Consider the following 21,185-nt stretch of genomic DNA (forward strand, 5'->3'; position numbering starts at 1 on the left):
AACTAGAATCAGAAACTAGTATTTAAGACTAGAGATTGAAGGCCTGAAACTCAATATTAAAATTCAACCCTGAGCATTCAACATTAAGAATAATATGAACTACTCACTTCTAGGGACATCCTCTACCCACCAAACAAAGCCATTGACTAACTACTACCTACTCCATTCTCACTACTCAATATAACCTACTAGCCAGCTTACTTCCCGATACAGAAATTAGCAAAAATATTACCCAGTAAGTCATCATTAGTTATTTCTCCGGTAATTTCTCCAAAATGGTGTAAAGCTTGGCGAATATCGATAGCTAATAAATCTCCAGATAAATCCATGTTTAAACCGTCTTCAACTTTATTAATTTCTTCTAAGGCTTTTAGCAGCGCATTGTAATGTCGGCTATTGGTAACAATGGTGTTATTGTTGCGGAGTGCGCCAGTATTTACATAGTTTAGAAGTTTTTCTTTTAACTCTTCAACACCCAAACCGGTTTTAGCGGAAAGTAAATGAAGATCAGAAATTTTAGAGGTTAAAGTTTCTATCTGATCACTAGATAACTGATCGATTTTATTGGCAATAATCACTAATGGCTTTTGTGGATATTTATTTTTAATTTTTTCGATTTCAACCTGAATCATATTCAGAGAAGTTTCATGACCCTGAAGCTGATCCTGAGTTACGCTACCTTCAGTAAACTCTGTTTGACTTAGTCGAGAAGTATCAAAAAGATAAATTACCACCTGAGCTTGGCCTATTTTCTCAAAGGTTTTTTTAATTCCGATGCTTTCAACAACATCTTTGGTTTCTCTGATCCCGGCGGTATCAATAAATCGGAAACCAACGCCACTTATTGCCAGTTCATCTTCAATAACATCACGCGTGGTTCCTGCAATTTCAGAAACTATGGCACGCTCTTCATTTAACAAGGCATTTAAAAGCGTCGATTTTCCAACATTAGGCTCACCAACAATGGCTACAGGAATTCCGTTTTTCAATACATTTCCGGTTGCAAAAGAATCGATTAAACGTTTTAAAACTTTCTGAATTCGAGCCACTAAATCTCTAAATTGATCACGGTTGGCAAATTCTACATCTTCTTCAGCAAAATCTAATTCCAATTCAATAAGCGAAGCGAAATTCAATAATTCTTCTCGCAAACGCTGAATTTCGTTTGAGAAACCACCACGCATTTGTTGCATCGCCATTTGGTGAGAAGCGGCATTTTCAGAAGATATTAAATCGGCTACGGCTTCAGCCTGGCTTAAATCCATTTTTGCATTGAGAAAAGCCCGAAGTGTAAACTCACCGGCTTCCGCAGATCGACAACCACTTCTTACTAATAGCTGAATAATTTCCTGCTGAATGTAAGGAGAACCATGGCAACTAATCTCGATAGTTTCTTCACCGGTATATGATTTTGGCGCTCTAAAAACTGAAACTAAAACTTCATCTAAATTACGTTGCCCATCTAGTATATTACCTAAATGCAAAGTATGTGTAGGCTGGTCTTCTATTTTTTTACGGCTTTTAGCCTTGAATAGTGGAGCAACAATATTAATAGCTTCTGGTCCAGAAACTCTGATAATAGCAATAGCTCCAGCACCAGAAGGTGTGGCAAGGGCAACAATGGTATCGTTCAATTTCATGTGTGCAAAGATAATAAACAAAGAGCGTATTCAAGAATTTTGCAAAAATCTGTAACATTCCTTTTCGATACTCGTCTTTTAAGTGTAGTCCTTTTATAAAGGACTTTTATTAACCATCAAATATCATCAAAAAATTATGGAAACGTATACAGCAATGAGAGAAGACAGGCAAATGTTAATGATAATGCATTTGAGTCAGCTATTGGATTTTATAACCGGAATAGGAGGTTTTATCGTTCCGCTTATTTTATGGGCAACCCAAAAAGATAAAATTCAGGATATGGACGAGCAGGGGAAAGATATTATGAATTTCCAGATCAGTTTATTTATTTATTCAATAATAAGTATTCCGTTAATGCTTTTATTTGGGCTTGGTATTTTTTTATTGATCCTTGTTGGAATTGTAGGTCTTGTTTTTCCTATTATTAATGCGATAAAGGCATCCAACGGAGAACCTGCATTTTATCCATTCACCATAAAAATTATCAAATAATTATATAATATCAGACTGAAACATCAAATTCAGTTTTAGACATCAATCAAAAACAAAACCCATTCAGGAAACTGAATGGGTTTTAATTTTATATAATCTGATATAATTTTTTACTAGCTATTAAGCATTACCGGCATAACGAGCATGGTAATTTTTTCTCCCGGATCTAATCCATCAACCGGGGTTAAAATTCCTGCACGGTTTGGTAAACTCATTTCTAATTGTACTTCATCTGAATTTAAGTTATTCAGCATTTCCGTAAGAAATCTAGAGTTAAAACCAATTTGCATATCGTCGCCCTCGTAACCACAAGTTAAACGTTCTTCAGCCTTATTACTGTAATCAACATCTTCCGCAGAGATATTTAATTCAGCTCCCGCAATTTTTAAACGTACCTGGTGTGTTGTTTTATTTGAGAAAATAGAAACCCTTTTTACAGAACTTAAAAATTGATTACGCTCTATCGTGAGTTTGTTAGGGTTCTCTTTAGGGATAACTGCTTCGTAATTTGGATATTTACCATCGATTAAACGGCAAATTAGTGTAGTATCATCAAATGTAAACTTAGCGTTACTTTCATTGTATTCAATAACAACTTCACTTTCGCTACCTGCAAGAATTCCTTTTAAAAGATTTAAAGGTTTCTTAGGCATAATAAATTCTGCCGTTTGTGAAGCCGTTACATCTTCTCTAGAATACTTTACCAATTTGTGCGCATCTGTAGCTACAAAAGTTAAACCTTCTGTAGAAAACTGAAAGAACACACCACTCATCACCGGGCGAAGATCGTCATTACCAGAAGCAAAAATAGTTTTGCTTATAGCTGAAGAAAGAATATCACCTTCGATCACCGTATTACTTGGATCTTCTAAACTTACAGGATTAGGAAATTCTTCCCCATCTGCATAAGCTAAAGCGTATTTACCGTGATTAGAACTAAGTTCGATAGTGTGATTATCCTCGGCAACAAAAGTAAGTGGTTGCTCTGGAAATGTTTTTAGCGTATCTAAAAGAAGTTTAGCCGGTACTGCGATTTTTCCCTCGGAATCTGACTCTACATTTAATTTAGCAGACATGGTAGTCTCTAAATCTGAAGCAGAAACCGTTAACTCGTCATTGTTCAAATCAAAAAGGAAATTATCCAATATCGGCAAAGTGTTGTTATTATTAATAACCCCACCTAGTATCTGAAGCTGTTTCAGCAAATAACTGCTGGATACAATAAATTTCATTGGCTTTTTATTGATTTATTAGAATCACCTACAAAGATATTTTAATCCGTGAAAAATCGAAGCTGCCCAATGCAGTTTTTATTAACATTAAATTGAATTTGTTAATAACTAAGCGATTCATTTTCAGCGCTTTTTTGAAAACCGAAGAGCAAAGATTGTTAATATGTCGAAATTGGAGTTTTTCTGAAGTAATTATTTCTTCTTAATATATTTCCTTCTGCGTACCCAATTATAGCCAAAAGCAAAAATCCCTAAAACCAATAAAGGAAACAAAATATTTAGTAGTTGCCATTTTGTGCGTTCTTTAGCTGTTTTCTGAGGATCTAAAAACGCAATCTTCACTTTTTTAGTTCGAATATCCATTAATCCGCGATCATCTAGCATATAATTTACGGCATTCAGTAAAAATTCTTTATTGCCATAAGTGGTACCGGTATATTTTTCGAATCCAAGTTCTAGCGGAGTTCCCTGCTGAAGCTCATTTTTAATCACGTCACCATCTGAAATTACCAACATTTCTATTGGTTTGCTTTTGTTTAAATTATCCTGAATTTCAAACGGTTTTAAACGATTATTATAAACCGAAGTAAATGATCCTTCCAGTAAAACCGCCAAAGCTTGTTCGCCGCCGTTATAAGTAGTAATATCGGGTTCTTCGCCAACCATGTCTAAACTAATTTCGCGCGGAGTACCTTCTACCTTAGATCGTGGAGAACTACTTAGCAATACAGTTTTTTCTAAGCTGTTATTTAAGGTATCGATAGGGTTTGCAAAATCAAATTTCACCGCTTCTATATTATTGATAATTGGGTGATTATTGGGCGAAGAGGTAAGCGGGCTATAGAACCAGGGATAAGGATTAAATCTCGTATCATTTCCACTACCTGTAGCCAATATAATTGGTGCCGAATACATATCGTTTACCAGGCTGGGATTTATTCTTATTCCATAACTAAAAAAGAAATCTCCAAGGTTCAGATCTCGCGGTAAAGCAAAAGCGGTTCCCGCCGGGTTTAAGAGACTGTCTTTTTCCATCGCTACACTTTCGGTAAGCCATAGCGACTTTCCGCCATTCATAGTGTATTGATCTAATATATACTTTTCGTTTTCGGTAAAAGCTTCAGTTGGTTTAGCTTCAATAATAAGGTCATATTCCTTTAATTGCTGAAGCGTTTTTTGCGGATTTATAGCAGCCGAATCCAAAGTAAATGGTGCCATAAAATAATATTGCTGCAGTGTCTTTACAAAATCGGCAATATTAGCGTTGGGTAATTCGCCATTGCCGCGCATTACGGCAATTTTCTTCTCTCTGGGATAAATAAGCTTACTAATTGCATCAGTAAATGCGTATTCTAATTGCTGTACCGAGTTGGTGACACGTTCTTCGTCGCTACTGCCCAATTGATTTTTCAATAAACCAATTTTCACCGATTTCTTACCAAGATTGGCCATCGCCCAAGGGAAAATAATAGTCTCGCTATTTTGCCCATTTTCCATTACATTAACACGAGCGGGAGACATTCCCATTTTGTAAAATTGCTGTGCTACCTGTTGCGCGTTACCACCTTCAGCTAAAGGATCGATAAAGTTGAAATGAATATTGTGGTTTTTGGCAGTATATTCTTCAAGTATCTGCCGTGTTTCGCTTTGTAGTCTTTTAAATTCTGAAGGGAAATCTCCTTTTAAGAAAACATCGATAATGATAGGTTCTTCGATGTCTTTTATAATTTCTTCAGAAGCTTCAGAAAGTGTGTAACGCTTATCCTGTGTAAGATCTAAACGTTCAAAAAATTGTGAAGCAGCAAAGTTTATCGCAATTAGAATAGCGATAAATAAAACAACCGATTTGTATTTAGAAAACTGCTTCAAGATTAATTATTTCTTAGATTTTTTATTCTGAAGTGCGTAAGCTTCAGAAATAATGCAATAAAACTTATAAAGTAAATCAGATCGCGGGTATCAACTACGCCGCGGCTAATACTGCGATAATGATAGCTTATTCCGAAGTAATCAATTCCGTAGTCTGAATTTTCAAAAAGTTGAAATCCAGAAATTCCTTCAAACAAAAAGAAGCTCAAAAAACATAGAAAAACGGCTAATATAAATGCCACAATCTGGTTGTTTGTTAAGCTTGAAGAAAATATTCCTATTGCGGTATAACAACCACCAAGAAAAATGAGACCGAAGTAACTTCCTAGCGTCGCACCCAAATCAAAATTCCCCGGAATTCTACCCAATTCTGAAATAGTGATCACATAGATTATTGAAGGTACTAGCGCTAAAATCACCAAAAGTAAAGCACCTAGATATTTGCCTAATATTAATTTATTAATCGATAGCGGTTTGGTGAGTAAAAGCTCCATAGTACCGAGTTTTTTTTCTTCGGAAAAGCTCTTCATGGTAATGGCAGGGATCAGAAATATAAAGATCCACGGGGCCATATTAAAAAAGGGTTTAATATTGGCAAAACCGCTATCCAAAATATTATATTCTCCCGTAAATACAAAGAGAAACAGTCCGCTAACTACAAGAAATATCCCAATCACAAGATATCCTATAGGAGTTGCAAAAAAAGACTGTATTTCTTTATTTAAAATAGCTAACAATTATTCTTCTTTTTGATTTGAAATCCAAATTTTATCTACACTCCAGGCTTCTGGTTTTGCGTTGAACAAGGTTTTTGTATTACTCCAAACCACTTTAAAAAATCCTGAATTTCGGTAATTTTCTAATGCATTTTCGTCTTCCCAATAACTATACGTAAAAAATTGGTTGGTATTGTCTTTATCACGATATAGTTCTAAATGTTGGCAGCCTTTAAAATCTCTAATTTGGGTTTTGGTAGACTCAAAGATGCTTAAAAACTCTTCAATATTTTCGGGTTTAAAGCTCAGCTTGACGATCCTTACTAACATAAGCTTCAAATTTTATGGTTACCGTATCACGATTTTGCAATCCAAATAGGCTGGAGGCACTCCCAACGGTAAGTGGATTACTTTTGTAAATCGCAAGTTCGATATATCCAGCAGAATTAAAAACAGCAAGTTTCTTGCCGTCTTCTTCGCCACGATTTTCTTTTTCTATTTTGAAATTAATGCAATCACTATAGGTTTCATAAATCTTATTGAAAGTGACCATTCTTGCGCTAATGGTAAATTTTCTGCCTTTACCGATAATCTCAAATAACTTTCTGGAAATATTGGTAATCACATTTCCGTAGTTGTCAATATAAATAACATGACCAATAATCTGATTTTTATCAGAATTAATTAGCGGTTCGATTTGCTTTAGATATTTAATCTCCTCAATATTTTTTCCTATAACGTCTAAAGTTCCACCTCTAGCAATGTGACAGGCTACTTTTACAAAAACATCTAATACCGGGAAATTGCTTTCTATTTTATCGTGAATATTAATTTCGACAATTTTTTCAGGCTTAATTTCTGAAGCTAATAAAGATAAGATTCCATTATTTGCGCAAAGAAAATAATGATCATCCAGCAAAACAGCCAAATGCTTATTTTCGGGAGTTAATTCAGAATCGATCCCTATAATATGAATACTTCCTTTTGGAAAACTTTTGTACGCATTTTTAATGATGTAACTCGCTTCACTAATATGAAAAGGAGAAATAGAATGTGAAATATCAACAATTCTAACATCATCTAATTCATTATAGATAGCTCCCTTAACCGCAGCAGCAAAGTAATCTTTCTGTCCAAAATCGGTGGTTAAAGTGATGATTGCCATAATCGATTGTTAATATTTTTTGGGGTTTGGAGGCTAAATTTTCCTTAAGTTTGTATAGGGAGCGAAGATAATTTTATTTTAAGCTTCCTACCTTAAAATTGCGCCAAAAATATAGCGAAAAATCAGTCTGCAAAAATAAAGACAGATTTATTGGAACACAAATTTAATGGTAAAGAAATTTAGCATGTAGCTACCAAATTAACTAAAACCAAACGCTTTTGAACGAACTTGTAATTGAACTTTCAGAAATTAGTCCAAGAGATTTTTTTGGACAACAAAATGAACATATAGAGCTTTTAAAAAAATACTTTCCCAAGCTCAAAATAGTGGCCAGAGGAAGTAAAATAAAAGTTTTTGGAGATGAAGAAATGCTGGAAGAATTCGATAAGCGATTTACGATGCTTATAGATCACTTCGGAAAGTTTAATAAGTTGGATGAAAACGTCATAGAAAGAGTTTTAACCAGTGAAAGTAAAGAAGACTATTCTTCCTCTAGTGAAAGCGGGGAAGTTTTAGTACATGGGGTAAGCGGTAGGCTTATTAAAGCACAAACCGCCAACCAACGCAAGCTAGTGGATCTTAGTAAGAGAAATGATTTGATTTTTGCTATTGGTCCAGCCGGTACCGGAAAAACATATACTGGTGTAGCTTTAGCCGTAAAAGCTTTAAAAGAAAAACAGGTAAAACGAATAATACTTACCCGTCCCGCGGTTGAAGCAGGGGAGAACCTTGGCTTTTTACCGGGAGATTTAAAAGAGAAATTAGATCCTTATATGCAACCATTATATGACGGTTTGCGTGATATGATCCCTGCTGAAAAATTAGAAACTTTCATCGAAAAAGGCGTGATACAAATTGCACCTTTGGCCTTTATGCGTGGTCGAACTTTAGATAATGCTTTTGTAATTTTAGATGAAGCGCAAAATACCACCCATGCGCAAATGAAAATGTTCTTAACCCGTATGGGGAAAAGTGCAAAGTTTATGATTACCGGAGACCCGGGGCAAATCGATTTACCAAGAAGAACAGTTTCAGGACTTAAAGAAGCTTTGCTGGTTTTAAAAGATGTAAAAGGAGTAGGGATGGTATATCTAGATGATAAAGATGTAATTCGTCACCGATTGGTGAAAAAGATCATCGCAGCATATAAAACAATAGAACACAACGATTAATTAAGAATAAATCAACCGATTTTAAAGAGATGAGTAATACTCTAACAAAAACAGATTACAATTTTCCGGGACAAAAATCAGTATATAAAGGAAAAGTACGTGACGTTTATGCTTTTGAAGACGATAAGCTGGTAATGATCGCTTCAGATCGTCTTTCAGCGTTTGATGTAGTGATGCCTAAAGGAATTCCTTTTAAAGGGCAAATCCTTAATCAAATAGCTACAAAAATGATGAACGATACTCAGGATATTGTTCCAAACTGGTTACAAGCAACTCCAGATCCTAATGTAGCGGTTGGTGAAGCATGTGAACCTTTTAAAGTTGAAATGGTAATTCGTGGTTATTTATCGGGACACGCTGCACGTGAATATAAAGCTGGTAAAAGAATGCTTTGTGGTGTAGCCATGCCAGAAGGTATGAAAGAGAATGACCGTTTTCCAGAACCAATTATTACTCCGGCTACCAAAGCTGAAATGGGGGATCATGATGAAGATATTTCTAAAGAAGATATTCTAAAACGCGGAATTGTCTCTGCGGAAGACTATGCGGTTTTAGAGGATTATACCCAAAAGCTTTTTCAGCGTGGTACTGAGATTGCAGCAAAAAGAGGCTTAATTTTGGTAGATACCAAATATGAATTCGGAAAAACAAAAGATGGTAAGATCGTTTTGATTGATGAAATTCATACTCCAGATTCTTCAAGATATTTTTATGCCAATACATATGAAGAACTTCAGGAAAAAGGAGAGCCACAGAAGCAACTTTCAAAGGAATTTGTTCGCCAATGGTTAATTCAAAACGGATTTCAGGGAAAAGAAGGTCAGGAAGTTCCCGTAATGAGCGACGAATATATAGAAAGTGTGAGTGAGCGATATATTGAACTTTACGAAAATATCACAGGAGAAAAATTTGAGAAAGCTGAGGTTTCTAATATCGAAAAAAGAGTAGAGGAGAATGTTCTGGCTTATTTAAAATAGCTGATATTTAATCAGTAAAAAAAGCGGTATGTTATATTTCACATATCGCTTTTTTTATGATTAAATTTTTTATAAAAACATAGAGTTTTGCATGTAAAATCAGTAAAAAATCAATATTTTTAGGCATAAAATAAAGAATCCTTACAACCAACTATTATTTATGAGTAATTACCATATTAAAAATCTTGAAGAATATTTTCAGGTGTATAGAAAATCGGTGCGTGAACCAGAAAACTTTTGGGCCGAAATTGCTGAAGAGCACTTTACCTGGAGAAAAAAATGGGACAATGTTCTTAGCTGGGATTTTAAAAAGCCAGAAATTAAGTGGTTTGAAAATGCTAAACTTAATATTACCGAAAATTGTATAGACCGTCACCTTTTAACCAGAGGAGATAAAACAGCGATTATTTGGGAACCTAATGATAGCAAAGAAGAGGCGAAACATATTACTTATAACGATCTTCATAAACAAGTAAACAAATTCGCAAACGTTTTAAAGAGTAAAGGAATTAAAAAAGGAGATCGTGTTTGTATTTATTTACCAATGATCCCAGAGTTGGCTTATGCTGTGTTAGCCTGTGCGAGAATAGGAGCAATTCATTCGGTTGTTTTTGCGGGATTCTCGAGCAAAGCCTTAGCAACAAGAACTCTGGACGCCGATTGTAAAATGTTAATTACATCTGATGGTTCTTATAGAGGCTCCAAAACCTTGAATCTAAAAAATATTGTCGACGACGCTTTAGAAGATTGCCCAGATGTAAAATCTGTACTAGTCGTAAAGCGCACTGGCGAGGAGATTAAGATGAAGGATGGTCGCGATGAGTGGCTACAACCTCTAATGGATAAAGCTTCAGAGGAATGCGCACCTGAAATTGTAGATGCTGAAGATCCTTTATTTATTTTATATACCTCTGGCTCTACCGGAAAGCCTAAGGGAATGCTGCATACCACAGCAGGATATATGGTTTATACCGCGTTTACTTTTAAAAATATTTTTAATTATACTGAAGGAGATGTATACTGGTGTACTGCCGATATTGGCTGGATCACCGGGCATTCTTATATCGTTTACGGGCCACTGGCAAACGGAGCAACTACTGTTATGTTTGAAGGTGTACCATCTTATCCAGATTATGGTCGTTTTTGGAAAATTGTAGAGAAACACAAGGTGACGCAATTCTATACGGCACCAACAGCAATTAGATCATTGGCAAAACGCAATATTGAATTTGTAGAAAATCACGATCTCTCTTCTTTAAAAGTTTTAGGTTCTGTTGGCGAGCCAATCAACGAGGAGGCATGGCACTGGTTTAATGATAATATTGGTAAAAATCAAAGTCCTATTGTAGATACCTGGTGGCAAACCGAAACAGGTGGAATTATGATTTCGCCAATGCCTTATGTAACGCCAACAAAACCCACATATGCAACTTTGCCAATGCCGGGTATTCAACCAAGTTTAATGGATGATGATGGGAATGAAATAAAAGGAAATCAGGTAAATGGACGCTTATGCGTTAAATTCCCGTGGCCCTCGATTGCAAGAACAGTTTGGGGCGATCATGAACGTTATAAGGATACATACTTTTCAACTTTTGAAGGAAAATATTTTACGGGAGATGGTGCCTTAAGAGATGAGGTAGGATATTATAGAATTACTGGTAGAACCGATGATGTAATTATTGTTTCTGGTCATAATCTAGGAACCGCACCAATAGAAGATGCGATTAACGAACACCCAGCGGTTGCTGAAAGTGCGGTAGTTGGTTTCCCTCACGATGTTAAAGGAAATGCTCTTTATGCCTTTGTAATTCTTAAAGAATCTGGTGAAAGCCGTAAAAGAGATAATTTAAGAAAAGAGATCAATCAGCAAATATCAGAGAAAGTGGGGCCTATTGCGAAGCCAGATAAAATTCAGTTCGTAGAAGGTCTTCCTAAAACCAGGAGTGGTAAAATTATGCGTCGAATTTTACGTAAAATCGCTTCTAATGATACATCAGATTTGGGAGATACTTCAACTTTATTAAATCCTGAAGTTGTAGAAGCTATAATTGCTGAATCTTTATAGCTTTCAGAAGAAATAATAGTTAATAAAAGTCCGGATGTAATTATCCGGACTTCATTTTTTTATGACTTAGATCTTAAAAAGCTCCTTTAACTTTTTTCGTTTTAGTCTACCCAGAATTTTTAGGAAAGCAATGGCAGTAATAAAGGCATCGCCAATTGCAGTATGCCGATCTTTTAGGTCGATATTGTAAGCCAGCGCAATTTCATCTAAGCTATAGTTTTTATGCTGATCGATAAAATTGGAAATAATTCTTGTTTTTCGATATAAAACGCCGGTATCTAAAACCCTGTTTTTCAATTTCGGCAAATGATTTCTTTTCATTGCGGCGTTAATCATATTAATATCAAAGCCTGCATGATGGGCCACCAGAACAGCATTACCGATATATTTTAAAAATAATCGTAGCGCTTTTTCTTCAGTAAAAGTTTCAAACCGCTCGTGCTTTATAAGTCCGTGAATTTCTACCGTATCTGGATTAAACGCCTCTTGCTTTAAATATATTTCAAAACTATTAGAGACTAACAATTTATTGTTTACAACCTTAACGCAACCGATGCTTAATATCCGATCTTTTTCTTGATCAAATCCTGTAGTTTCGGTATCTAAAACCACAAATGTGGTATCGTTGATAGGCTGTTCTTTTTGATCTTTGCTGAATTTAGCTGAATATTTCTGCCAAAATTCAGGGAGCTCAGATTCATCTTTTTTAAACCAGTTTATCATTGCAATACCACTGAAGTTTCAAATCTAATTTTAATTAATTCCTGAACTGCTTTAATAGACTTAAAGGTGCGTTTTAATTTCATTCTATCTTCTTTGCTTAATTTAGAAAGATCGATAAAACGTCCACTATCGCGATTTTGTAATCCCTGTTTTGTCCTAAATTTCAATAAGGCTTTGGATGCATAGGCACAGCCTTCAAAAAGCTCTTTGTTTTTAGGTTCTATTTGGGCTAAACGTTCAAACCGCTCTACGGTATTACTAATATTTTTAATTTTGTAGGATAAAATTAATAGTCTGGCCGCTTCTGTTAAAGGTTGTAATCCTCTTTTCTTAATGTCAAAAAAGTCTTTTTTTTCACCATCCTGCTCTACAAGAAATTGTCTAAAAAAACCAAGCGGAGAAGGATTACGAAGAGCATTCGCTCCCATTACTGTTAAGAATTTACGATTTCCTTCAATTAAACTAAGAATGTAATCTGATAATTGATTGGATAAATAGACATCTCCATAAGTTATATCGTAGTCAAAAAAGATATTTGAAAGTAAAATTTCGTCTGGTCCCGGTTCTTTAATCCATTTAGAGACCTGGGCTTTCCATTCACTTAAACTTAAACACCACCTGGGTGTCTTTGCCATCATATCTGCAGGACAATATTCGTAACCTACAATCATTAAGCGTTTGTTCACTTTGGTAGCGAGTTGTAAAAAGTATTGTCTTGTTTCTTCTAATTTATCGTTTGGTGGATCTGCAAAAATTATTGCATTATCCTGGTCGGTTTGCAATAACTGTTCTTTTCTACCCTGGCTTCCCATACTTAACCATGCAAATTTTACCGGTGGCTCCTGTAGCAGTTTTACTACACATCTTGAGATTACTCTTTTAATCGTAGCATCATTAAGCTCGAATATTAATTTTGAAATATGGGTTAGTGGAATGTTATTTTCGATATAACCGCTAAGTAGAAGATTTATTTTATTTCTAATTTTCTTTAATTCTTTTGTACTTCTAGAACGCTGAATCGCCTTCATTAATACCGAAGGACTGTTACCTCGGGAAACCATAATATCATGTTCTGATAATATTCCTATAACTCGGGTATTTGGAGTACCATCCTCTGTAATACAAATATGATTGATATTATGCTTCATCATGGTAATCTGAGCCTGGGCAATAGTTACATTTTTAGGGTAACAAATTACTGGATAGCTCATTATTTTTTCTACTTTAGTATCTATGGAAATTTGTCCTGTTGCGATGGTATCTCTAAAATCTTCATCGGTTAGAATGCCCACTGGTAGATCATCTTCGGTAGTAACTATAACCGAACCAATTTTTCGTTTACTCATTAATTGAGCAGCGCTTCTAATTGTAGTTTCTGGAGAAGTGGTAACGATTTTTCGAATAACAGGTGCTGGTTGTAATTCGAAAAGTGGACCGCTATTTATTGGTTCTATAATATCATTGCCAGAAAATAGTTTCCCTTTATCTTCTCTAGCATAGGGGTTACGGGTATTTGTAGCAAAACTTTGTATTAAAAAATGACCAACCTTTTTATTAGATTCGCTAAGCGGTTTAAAGATATTTATCGGAATACCATATACGATGCTTTCTTCTTCCGCGATCGCATTCATAATATAGTTTTCTTCAGCAAATAAAGGTCTTAGACCAAAAATATCACCTTCGTCACAAGTATCTAAGGTTTCATATTGATTATTCTTGAATTTCTGTAATTGGATAGCTCCTTTGTGAACAATATAAAATTGAGAATGTCCTTTTTCGTCTTCATGAAAAACAATATTCCCTTTATCGATGTAAAGCACTTCAGATTCTTCAGAAATCGCCAGGAGTTCTTCAGCATTCAAAAATGTAAAAGGAGGGAAGTCCTTTAAAAAGTCAGCAATTCGATGTGCAATGGAATTTTTCATTCTAATTTATTTATTAAGGCTGAATTTTTTTGGTATAAAAATTGTTAGATTTATAGTATTATTAATCAAACTTCTAATTATGAAAAAAGAATATATATTTCTTTTGATTTTTGCATTATCGTATAATATTTTCTCGGCTCAGAGTTTTATGAACGGTATGCAGAACAGTGCTCCTTTAAAAATTTTCACCAAAAAAAAGACTCCGGAACGTTTCACCGGATCACCATACATTGATGATTCTTTCTTGAGTGCTCAAATCAACGACGGTGAAAGATCAATGTCAGCTTTTGTACGATATAATGCTGTCGAAGATGTTGTCGAAGTGAAAATAGATGAACAGAATAGTGAAATTTATACGTTACCTAAATTAAAGAAAATTAAATATAAATTGAAGGATTATGAAATATTTATTGATCAATTTACAGACTCTAATGGAGAGACTGTTAATGGATACATGTTAGATTATTTTTCCAATCAAGGTGTTCGCTTTTTAGCTCGACCAGAACCGGATGTTGTTCCAGCACAACCTGCAAGAACAGGTTATGATAAGGATAAACCAGCACATCTAAAAGTTGATATGGTTTATTATTTACAAAAAAATGGAGGTAGACTTGAAGAAGTGCGACTTAGGGAAAAGGATTTTAAGAAAATTCTTTCTGATAAAGAGAAGATGAACGCTTATTTTGATAGAAATAAAATTAAAAATGAAGAAGACGTCGTGAAAATGTTGAAATTTTATACTGAATAATCTAACATGATAATAAGTGTATTAAAACTCCTTTTTGGGTTAATTATACACTTATTTCATAATCTTCAATAAGCTTTAGCATAACTTTTTCGGTTTCTGATAAGGTGGTGTAATTTTTCGAATCGTCGTTTTTTATTTTTTTGAAATAGGGCACAATACTACCGTCCTCGTAAGATTCTACAATTTTGGGATGTACATAATAGCTTCTACAAACGGCTCTGGTGTTGCCTAAACCACTTGCGGCAGCATCATAAGAAGTTAGGATTGTTTTTTTATTTTCTTTTTCGTCCTCAATGTATCCCAATTCGTGGATAGTTTCGAAAAATATTTTTGAAGCCGACCAGGTTCTAAAGTCTTTGGCTGAAAATAAATCACTAGTAACTTCGTGAATATAATCGTTAATCATTCCGCTATCGATGGTATGTTTTTCGTTATTTTCATCAATAAATTTAAAAAGCTCCCAGCCCGGTATTTCTTCGCATTGATTAATTAGATTGATAAGCTTTGGATTTTCTACACTTATAGAATGTTCTTTGCCTTTTTTACCTACAAATTCAAATTTAACTTCATCATCATATGTCTTTAAATGCTTTGTTCTAAAAGTTGAAAGTCCATACGTTTTATTTTTTTGTGCATAGTAATCGTTACCAATTCTTATGTGTGTTTCTTCCATCAATCTAATGATAAGAGCAAGAACTTTCTGTTTACACATCCCAAGAAGCTCAAGATCCTGATTGACTTTTTTCCTTATTTTAGGTAATTTTTTACCAAAAGCTGTCATTTTAAAAAACTTAGATTCGTTTTTTATCTTGGACCACATCTGGTGATAAATATACTGTTTGCGATTTTTCTCATCTCTTCCTACGGCTTGTAGATGTCCATTATCGAATTTTGAGATTCTCACGCTGGTCCATGCAGGAGGGATTACCAGTTCTTTAATCCTTTTTATAGTTCGCTTATCTTTTATTTTTGCGTCGTCCTTTAGATATGAGAATCCTCTACCAGCTTTTTTTCGGGAAATAGAAAGGTGATGTTCAGAAACGTATATTAGATTAGCCAATTTGGCTGCCTCCTTAGGTTCCTCTAAAATTACATTAATATCTTCACCAGAAAGTGTCATTCTTCTTTTTTTGTAAATATAGTGGAGCAAGCGATGTACGATTAATAAATAATTGTGAAACCATACTTAAGGAAAATAAAAAAGCTCCCAAAAAAGGAGCTTTTCAATAATTTCTGAAACTATTATTACTAGACCTTAGTCGAAATAACTAAAAGTTTCACCGTCTTTTATTTTTAAAATACTCTCGTAAATTAATTTTATTACGTTTTCAACATCTTCTCTATGTACCATTTCTACCGTAGTATGCATATATCGAAGTGGTAAACTTATTAGAGCTGAAGGAACACCGCCGTTACTATAAGCAAAAGCATCGGTGTCGGTTCCGGTTAATCGGGAAGAGGCATTTCGCTGAAATGGAATCTTTTTTTCTTCCGCAGTGTCAATCAAGAGTTCTCTTAAATTGTTTTGTACTGCAGGTGCATAAGTAATTACCGGGCCGTCTCCAATTTTCGCTAAACCATTAGACTTTTTATCAATCATTGGTGTAGTGGTATCGTGAGTAACATCGGTTACAATAGCTACGTTGGGTTTTATTCGTTGCGTAATCATTTCAGCACCTCTTAAACCAATTTCTTCTTGTACCGAATTAGTAATATAAAGACCGAAAGGTAATTTTTTGCCGTTTTCTTTTAGGAGTTTAGCAACTTGCGCAACCATAAATCCGCCGATTCTATTATCAAGAGCGCGACATACAAATTTGTTTTCATTCAGAATAAAAAATTCATCGGGATAAGTAATAACACATCCAACGTGCACCCCAAGTTGCTCCACTTCTTCTTTAGTGGTACAGCCAACATCAATGCAGATATTCGATAATTTTGGTGATTGTTCTTTATCTTTATTTCTGGTGTGAATTGCCGGCCATCCAAAAACTCCTTTTACAATTCCTTTTTTAGTATGAATGTTTACCCGTTTAGAAGCTGCAATTTGGTGATCACTACCACCATTTCTAATTACATATATAAAGCCCTCATCACTAATATAATTTACATACCAGGAAATTTCATCGGCATGTCCTTCTATAACTACTTTAAAGTCGGCTTCAGGATTTATAACGCCAACAGCAGTGCCGTAAGTGTCGGTAATAAACTCATCTACATAAGGTTTAAGATAGTCCATCCAAAGTTTTTGTCCTTCAGACTCGTAACCCGTAGGTGCCGCATTATTCAAATACTTTTCTAAGAAATCTATGGATTCTTTATCTAAAATACTTTCTTTACTCATATTTATCTGTGATTTGTAGCGAATTTAATAAGAATAAAATTGAAGACAATTGTATAATGTTTAATTTTGGAATGATTTTGGATATTTTTAGTTTGATTTATGCTGAATAATTCGCAGGTGAAAACATATTTATTAATTCTTATTTGCTTTACCGCTTTAGTTGAAGTTAGTGCGCAGGATGATACATTACAGAATTCTGAAGAGCAGGATAAAAAGTATATGATTATTTCTGGAGATTCTATAATGCGTGAGAGTATAGATTTAGATGAAGTTTTAATTCTAAAACGTCTTCATTTTAAAAATAATGCCGATAGAAGACGATACCTTATATTAAGGAGAAAGACAAGAAAGGTTTATCCTTATGCAAAATTAGCGGCAGAGCGTCTTACTGCTCTTAATGAAAGATTAGAAAGTATAAAGTCGAAAAGGGATCGAAAGAAGTATACAAAAATTGTACAAAATTATATTGAAGATCAATTTGCGGAAGAGCTAAAGAAAATGACGCATACTGAAGGTCAAATCTTGGTGAAACTAATCCATCGACAAACAGGTGTTACTACATTTGAATTGATTAAAGAACTGAAAAGTGGGTGGAGAGCTTTTTGGTATAATACGACAGCCAGTCTTTTTGAAATTTCCTTAAAGGAAGAATATGATCCTGTTAATAATGAAGAAGATTATATTATTGAAGACATTTTACAAAGATCTTTTCAGAGAAATATCTTAGAACCTCAAAGCTCAGCACTCGATTTCGACTTTCTTGAGCTTACGGATAAATGGAATGTTCTATAATTTGATCAATTAATTTTGTCAGTAATATTTTTTTCTCTAATTTAGTAGGTCTCAACATAATTTAAATCAGGTAGTTATAAAATACTTTTTCAAATTGATAAAAAAATTGATTTGAAAGTTTGTTTTGGTCGAAAAAAAGGGTAGTATATTTGCATCCGCTTAGCGCCGGAGTGGTTGGCTGCGAGGGCGGATGTTCATTGAGAGGATACTGAAAAAGGAGCTTAAAAAAAACTTAAAAAAAGTTTTGGTGTTTAAAGAAAAAGGGTTGTATATTTGCAGCCGCTTTAACGGCGAGGTTCTTTGGAAGTGGCGTTTAAAAATACAGAAAAATAATTTTTATTTTTTTCTTGTGAGTTTAAAAATTAGTTGTAGATTTGCAACCGCTTTCAGAGAAAGCGATACAGTTCTTAACACGCTGAATAACTAGGAAATACCGATTGGGGTTTGGGTAAGGTTCGATTCCTTAATTTCTATCGAAGGGAAGTAATTCCCGGACTTTTAAATGAGTTCATTGACATATTGAATTGACAAACGACATTTTTTAATAATGCTTTATGGTGTTATTAAAAATGGAAGTGTAGAATTAAGAATTAAGACTAGAAAGTCGTCTTTTGAGCTTTAAACTTCTTATTTATATAAGAACGCAAACTTAAGATTTGATTGTTACAAATTAATGAAACAACGATGAAGAGTTTGATCCTGGCTCAGGATGAACGCTAGCGGCAGGCTTAACACATGCAAGTCGAGGGGTAACAGGGGAAAGCTTGCTTTTCTGCTGACGACCGGCGCACGGGTGCGTAACGCGTATGCAATCTACCTCTTACTGAGGGATAGCCCATGGAAACGTGGATTAATACCTCATAGTATTATGAATTAGCATTAATTTATAATTAAAGGTTACGGTAAGAGATGAGCATGCGTCCTATTAGCTAGATGGTAAGGTAACGGCTTACCATGGCAACGATAGGTAGGGGTCCTGAGAGGGAGATCCCCCACACTGGTACTGAGACACGGACCAGACTCCTACGGGAGGCAGCAGTGAGGAATATTGGACAATGGGCGAGAGCCTGATCCAGCCATGCCGCGTGCAGGAAGACTGCCCTATGGGTTGTAAACTGCTTTTACAGAGGAAGAAACCCCTTTACGTGTAAAGGGCTGACGGTACTCTGCGAATAAGGATCGGCTAACTCCGTGCCAGCAGCCGCGGTAATACGGAGGATCCAAGCGTTATCCGGAATCATTGGGTTTAAAGGGTCCGTAGGCGGATTTATAAGTCAGTGGTGAAAGTCTTCCGCTTAACGGGAGAACTGCCATTGATACTGTAGATCTTGAATTATTATGAAGTGGTTAGAATGTGTAGTGTAGCGGTGAAATGCATAGATATTACACAGAATACCGATTGCGAAGGCAGATCACTAATAATATATTGACGCTGATGGACGAAAGCGTAGGTAGCGAACAGGATTAGATACCCTGGTAGTCTACGCCGTAAACGATGGTTACTAGCTGTCCGGCCCAATTGAGGGCTGGGTGGTTAAGCGAAAGTGATAAGTAACCCACCTGGGGAGTACGTTCGCAAGAATGAAACTCAAAGGAATTGACGGGGGCCCGCACAAGCGGTGGAGCATGTGGTTTAATTCGATGATACGCGAGGAACCTTACCAGGGCTTAAATGCAGTCTGACGTATTTGGAAACAGATATTTCTTCGGACAGATTGCAAGGTGCTGCATGGTTGTCGTCAGCTCGTGCCGTGAGGTGTCAGGTTAAGTCCTATAACGAGCGCAACCCCTGTGGTTAGTTGCCAGCACGTAATGGTGGGAACTCTAGCCAGACTGCCGGTGCAAACCGTGAGGAAGGTGGGGATGACGTCAAATCATCACGGCCCTTACGTCCTGGGCCACACACGTGCTACAATGGTAGGGACAGAGAGCAGCCACTTCGCGAGAAGGAGCGAATCTATAAACCCTATCACAGTTCGGATCGTAGTCTGCAACTCGACTACGTGAAGCTGGAATCGCTAGTAATCGCATATCAGCCATGATGCGGTGAATACGTTCCCGGGCCTTGTACACACCGCCCGTCAAGCCATGGAAGCTGGGGGTACCTGAAGTCCGTTACCGCAAGGAGCGGCCTAGGGTAAAACTAGTAACTGGGGCTAAGTCGTAACAAGGTAGCCGTACCGGAAGGTGCGGCTGGAACACCTCCTTTCTAGAGCAGAACCTTATTTTAGAATAAGGAACTGGCAATTAGATTTAGGGAAGTTCAAAAGCAAGTCCTTTTGGTCTTGATTCTTAATTTGTCAATTTGATTATATGGACAGTCTCATAGCTCAGCTGGTTAGAGCGCTACACTGATAATGTAGAGGTCGGCAGTTCGAGTCTGCCTGAGACTACTTTAAAGAAGTACTTAAGGGCGCGAGTTTAAAAGTATATGTTCTTAAAAAGAATTATTGAAAGGAAATTTTAGAGGTTGAGTAGCCGTTATAAGTACTGTTAACTGATAACTGGTTAACTGATCACTAAAAACGGGGGATTAGCTCAGCTGGCTAGAGCGCCTGCCTTGCACGCAGGAGGTCATCGGTTCGACTCCGATATTCTCCACAATTCCTTAGGGTTATAAGGAGTAGGATGTTTGAAGTCACCAGGAAATGAACTTGGCATTCACTAGCTTATAATTTGTTTTAACAGGAAAAACGTTCATTGACATATTGAGAAATAAAGAATACGAGAAACTAACGCTTATTATGCGATAGAGTTTTTAAAAATTCTAAAGTAATAATAGCACAATAAAATAGTTGACAATCATTTAGCAAAGATGATTGTCGCGAGCATATTAGGTAAAAAGCATACAAGCTTATTAAGGGCGTATGGGGAATGCCTAGGCTCTCAGAGGCGAAGAAGGACGTGATAAGCTGCGAAAAGCTATGGGGAGTGGCACATACACATTGATCCGTAGATATCCGAATGGGGCAACCCACTTAATTGAAGATTAAGTATCCGCAAGGAGGCGAACCCGGAGAACTGAAACATCTAAGTACCCGGAGGAAGAGAAAACAAAAGTGATTACGCTAGTAGCGGCGAGCGAACGCGTATTAGCCCAAACCATATAGTTTACGGACTATGTGGGGTTGTAGGACTACAATATTTGATGCATGCAGAATTAGAATCCTTTGGAAAGAGGAACCATAGAGGGTGATAGTCCCGTATAGGTAATAAATGTTATTGATAGTAGTATCCTGAGTAGTGCGGGGCACGTGAAACCCTGTATGAATCCGGCGGGACCATCCGCCAAGGCTAAATACTCCTGAGAGACCGATAGTG

The 21,185-nt window shown here is 36.0% G+C and carries 16 protein-coding genes, 2 tRNA genes and 2 rRNA genes (1 of these 20 only partly in view); 10 read left to right on the top strand and 10 right to left on the bottom strand.

From position 1 onward, the window contains the following. Window positions 1-197 precede the first annotated feature (197 nt). A complete protein-coding gene (gene mnmE / locus PBT89_RS06205) occupies window positions 198-1,640 on the bottom strand; it encodes a tRNA uridine-5-carboxymethylaminomethyl(34) synthesis GTPase MnmE (RefSeq protein WP_270063882.1) in 1,443 nt (480 codons plus the stop codon). Between the two features lie 136 nt (window positions 1,641-1,776). On the opposite strand from mnmE, the gene PBT89_RS06210 reads away from it, so the two are divergent. After that, entirely contained in the window at window positions 1,777-2,133 is a 357-nt protein-coding gene (locus tag PBT89_RS06210) for a DUF4870 domain-containing protein (RefSeq protein WP_270063883.1), read from the top strand. Between the two features lie 113 nt (window positions 2,134-2,246). On the opposite strand, the gene dnaN is transcribed toward PBT89_RS06210, so the two are convergent. The 5 genes from dnaN to PBT89_RS06235 form a co-directional block, all read right to left on the bottom strand. Next, window positions 2,247-3,365, bottom strand: a complete 1,119-nt coding sequence (gene dnaN, locus PBT89_RS06215; protein WP_270058582.1) for a DNA polymerase III subunit beta — start codon at window positions 3,363-3,365, stop codon at window positions 2,247-2,249. 192 nt (window positions 3,366-3,557) lie between these two features. Beyond that, window positions 3,558-5,234 (bottom strand): gliding motility-associated ABC transporter substrate-binding protein GldG, encoded by a 1,677-nt coding sequence (gene gldG, locus PBT89_RS06220; RefSeq protein ID WP_270063884.1) that lies wholly within the window; start codon window positions 5,232-5,234, stop codon window positions 3,558-3,560. 2 nt (window positions 5,235-5,236) lie between these two features. After that, window positions 5,237-5,971 (bottom strand): gliding motility-associated ABC transporter permease subunit GldF, encoded by a 735-nt coding sequence (gene gldF / locus PBT89_RS06225; RefSeq protein ID WP_270063885.1) that lies wholly within the window; start codon window positions 5,969-5,971, stop codon window positions 5,237-5,239. Further along, on the bottom strand, window positions 5,972-6,280 hold the full coding sequence (locus PBT89_RS06230; protein ID WP_270063886.1) for a putative quinol monooxygenase: 309 nt from the start codon (window positions 6,278-6,280) through the stop codon (window positions 5,972-5,974). Continuing rightward, window positions 6,249-7,115, bottom strand: coding sequence for an SAM hydrolase/SAM-dependent halogenase family protein (locus PBT89_RS06235; protein ID WP_270063887.1), 867 nt, complete (start codon window positions 7,113-7,115; stop codon window positions 6,249-6,251). Before PBT89_RS06235 ends, PBT89_RS06230 begins: the two co-directional genes overlap by 32 nt. 218 nt (window positions 7,116-7,333) lie before the next feature. Between PBT89_RS06235 and PBT89_RS06240 the strand changes: the two genes are divergently transcribed. From PBT89_RS06240 to acs, 3 genes are all read left to right on the top strand, one after another. Beyond that, a complete protein-coding gene (locus PBT89_RS06240) occupies window positions 7,334-8,287 on the top strand; it encodes a PhoH family protein (RefSeq protein ID WP_270063888.1) in 954 nt (317 codons plus the stop codon). A gap of 29 nt (window positions 8,288-8,316) precedes the next feature. Beyond that, complete coding sequence (locus PBT89_RS06245) at window positions 8,317-9,264, top strand: phosphoribosylaminoimidazolesuccinocarboxamide synthase (protein ID WP_270063889.1); 948 nt, start codon at window positions 8,317-8,319, stop codon at window positions 9,262-9,264. A 160-nt stretch (window positions 9,265-9,424) separates the two neighbouring features. Further along, window positions 9,425-11,332: an acetate--CoA ligase gene (acs, locus tag PBT89_RS06250; RefSeq protein ID WP_270063890.1), complete on the top strand. Its 1,908-nt coding sequence runs from the start codon at window positions 9,425-9,427 to the stop codon at window positions 11,330-11,332. A gap of 66 nt (window positions 11,333-11,398) precedes the next feature. Here the strand turns inward: acs and PBT89_RS06255 are convergent, their stop codons facing one another. Both PBT89_RS06255 and PBT89_RS06260 read right to left on the bottom strand, forming a co-directional pair. After that, window positions 11,399-12,055: a 3'-5' exonuclease gene (locus PBT89_RS06255; RefSeq protein ID WP_270063891.1), complete on the bottom strand. Its 657-nt coding sequence runs from the start codon at window positions 12,053-12,055 to the stop codon at window positions 11,399-11,401. After that, window positions 12,052-13,980 (bottom strand): DUF294 nucleotidyltransferase-like domain-containing protein, encoded by a 1,929-nt coding sequence (locus PBT89_RS06260; RefSeq protein ID WP_270063892.1) that lies wholly within the window; start codon window positions 13,978-13,980, stop codon window positions 12,052-12,054. Before PBT89_RS06260 ends, PBT89_RS06255 begins: the two co-directional genes overlap by 4 nt. A gap of 79 nt (window positions 13,981-14,059) precedes the next feature. Between PBT89_RS06260 and PBT89_RS06265 the strand changes: the two genes are divergently transcribed. Further along, window positions 14,060-14,728: a hypothetical protein gene (locus tag PBT89_RS06265; protein ID WP_270063893.1), complete on the top strand. Its 669-nt coding sequence runs from the start codon at window positions 14,060-14,062 to the stop codon at window positions 14,726-14,728. 43 nt (window positions 14,729-14,771) lie between these two features. Here PBT89_RS06265 and PBT89_RS06270 read toward each other — a convergent pair whose 3' ends face one another. Both PBT89_RS06270 and PBT89_RS06275 read right to left on the bottom strand, forming a co-directional pair. Next, a complete protein-coding gene (locus tag PBT89_RS06270; RefSeq protein ID WP_270063894.1) occupies window positions 14,772-15,848 on the bottom strand; it encodes a DNA topoisomerase IB in 1,077 nt (358 codons plus the stop codon). A 135-nt stretch (window positions 15,849-15,983) separates the two neighbouring features. After that, window positions 15,984-17,072, bottom strand: coding sequence for a M42 family metallopeptidase (locus PBT89_RS06275; RefSeq protein ID WP_270063895.1), 1,089 nt, complete (start codon window positions 17,070-17,072; stop codon window positions 15,984-15,986). 99 nt (window positions 17,073-17,171) lie between these two features. Here PBT89_RS06275 and PBT89_RS06280 point away from each other — a divergent pair, with 99 nt between their 5' ends. From PBT89_RS06280 to PBT89_RS06300, 5 genes are all read left to right on the top strand, one after another. Beyond that, window positions 17,172-17,864 (top strand): DUF4294 domain-containing protein, encoded by a 693-nt coding sequence (locus PBT89_RS06280; protein ID WP_443089612.1) that lies wholly within the window; start codon window positions 17,172-17,174, stop codon window positions 17,862-17,864. A 681-nt stretch (window positions 17,865-18,545) separates the two neighbouring features. Next, a 16S ribosomal RNA gene (locus PBT89_RS06285) occupies window positions 18,546-20,073 on the top strand. A 110-nt stretch (window positions 20,074-20,183) separates the two neighbouring features. After that, a tRNA-Ile gene (locus tag PBT89_RS06290) sits at window positions 20,184-20,257 on the top strand. A gap of 134 nt (window positions 20,258-20,391) precedes the next feature. Beyond that, window positions 20,392-20,465 (top strand) — tRNA-Ala (locus PBT89_RS06295). A 244-nt stretch (window positions 20,466-20,709) separates the two neighbouring features. Further along, window positions 20,710-21,185: ribosomal RNA gene (locus tag PBT89_RS06300) — 23S ribosomal RNA — on the top strand; it runs 2,357 nt beyond the window's last position. The 16S and 23S rRNA genes sit together here with 2 tRNA genes alongside, the layout of an rRNA operon.

This window comes from Zunongwangia sp. HRR-M8 (assembly GCF_027594405.1).
In the GTDB taxonomy this organism is placed as follows: domain Bacteria; phylum Bacteroidota; class Bacteroidia; order Flavobacteriales; family Flavobacteriaceae; genus Zunongwangia.

Bases quoted from the DNA above. Each gene is read 5' to 3' on its own strand.
- PBT89_RS06235 (WP_270063887.1), bottom strand. From the start codon at position 7,115: ATGGCAATCATCACTTTAACCACCGATTTTGGACAGAAAGATTACTTT.
- PBT89_RS06255 (WP_270063891.1), bottom strand. From the start codon at position 12,055: ATGATAAACTGGTTTAAAAAAGATGAATCTGAGCTCCCTGAATTTTGG.
- PBT89_RS06275 (WP_270063895.1), bottom strand. From the start codon at position 17,072: ATGAGTAAAGAAAGTATTTTAGATAAAGAATCCATAGATTTCTTAGAA.
- dnaN (WP_270058582.1), bottom strand. From the start codon at position 3,365: ATGAAATTTATTGTATCCAGCAGTTATTTGCTGAAACAGCTTCAGATA.
- mnmE (WP_270063882.1), bottom strand. From the start codon at position 1,640: ATGAAATTGAACGATACCATTGTTGCCCTTGCCACACCTTCTGGTGCT.
- PBT89_RS06265 (WP_270063893.1), top strand. From the start codon at position 14,060: ATGAAAAAAGAATATATATTTCTTTTGATTTTTGCATTATCGTATAAT.
- PBT89_RS06280 (WP_443089612.1), top strand. From the start codon at position 17,172: ATGCTGAATAATTCGCAGGTGAAAACATATTTATTAATTCTTATTTGC.
- acs (WP_270063890.1), top strand. From the start codon at position 9,425: ATGAGTAATTACCATATTAAAAATCTTGAAGAATATTTTCAGGTGTAT.
- PBT89_RS06230 (WP_270063886.1), bottom strand. From the start codon at position 6,280: ATGTTAGTAAGGATCGTCAAGCTGAGCTTTAAACCCGAAAATATTGAA.
- PBT89_RS06270 (WP_270063894.1), bottom strand. From the start codon at position 15,848: ATGACACTTTCTGGTGAAGATATTAATGTAATTTTAGAGGAACCTAAG.
- PBT89_RS06210 (WP_270063883.1), top strand. From the start codon at position 1,777: ATGGAAACGTATACAGCAATGAGAGAAGACAGGCAAATGTTAATGATA.
- PBT89_RS06260 (WP_270063892.1), bottom strand. From the start codon at position 13,980: ATGAAAAATTCCATTGCACATCGAATTGCTGACTTTTTAAAGGACTTC.
- PBT89_RS06245 (WP_270063889.1), top strand. From the start codon at position 8,317: ATGAGTAATACTCTAACAAAAACAGATTACAATTTTCCGGGACAAAAA.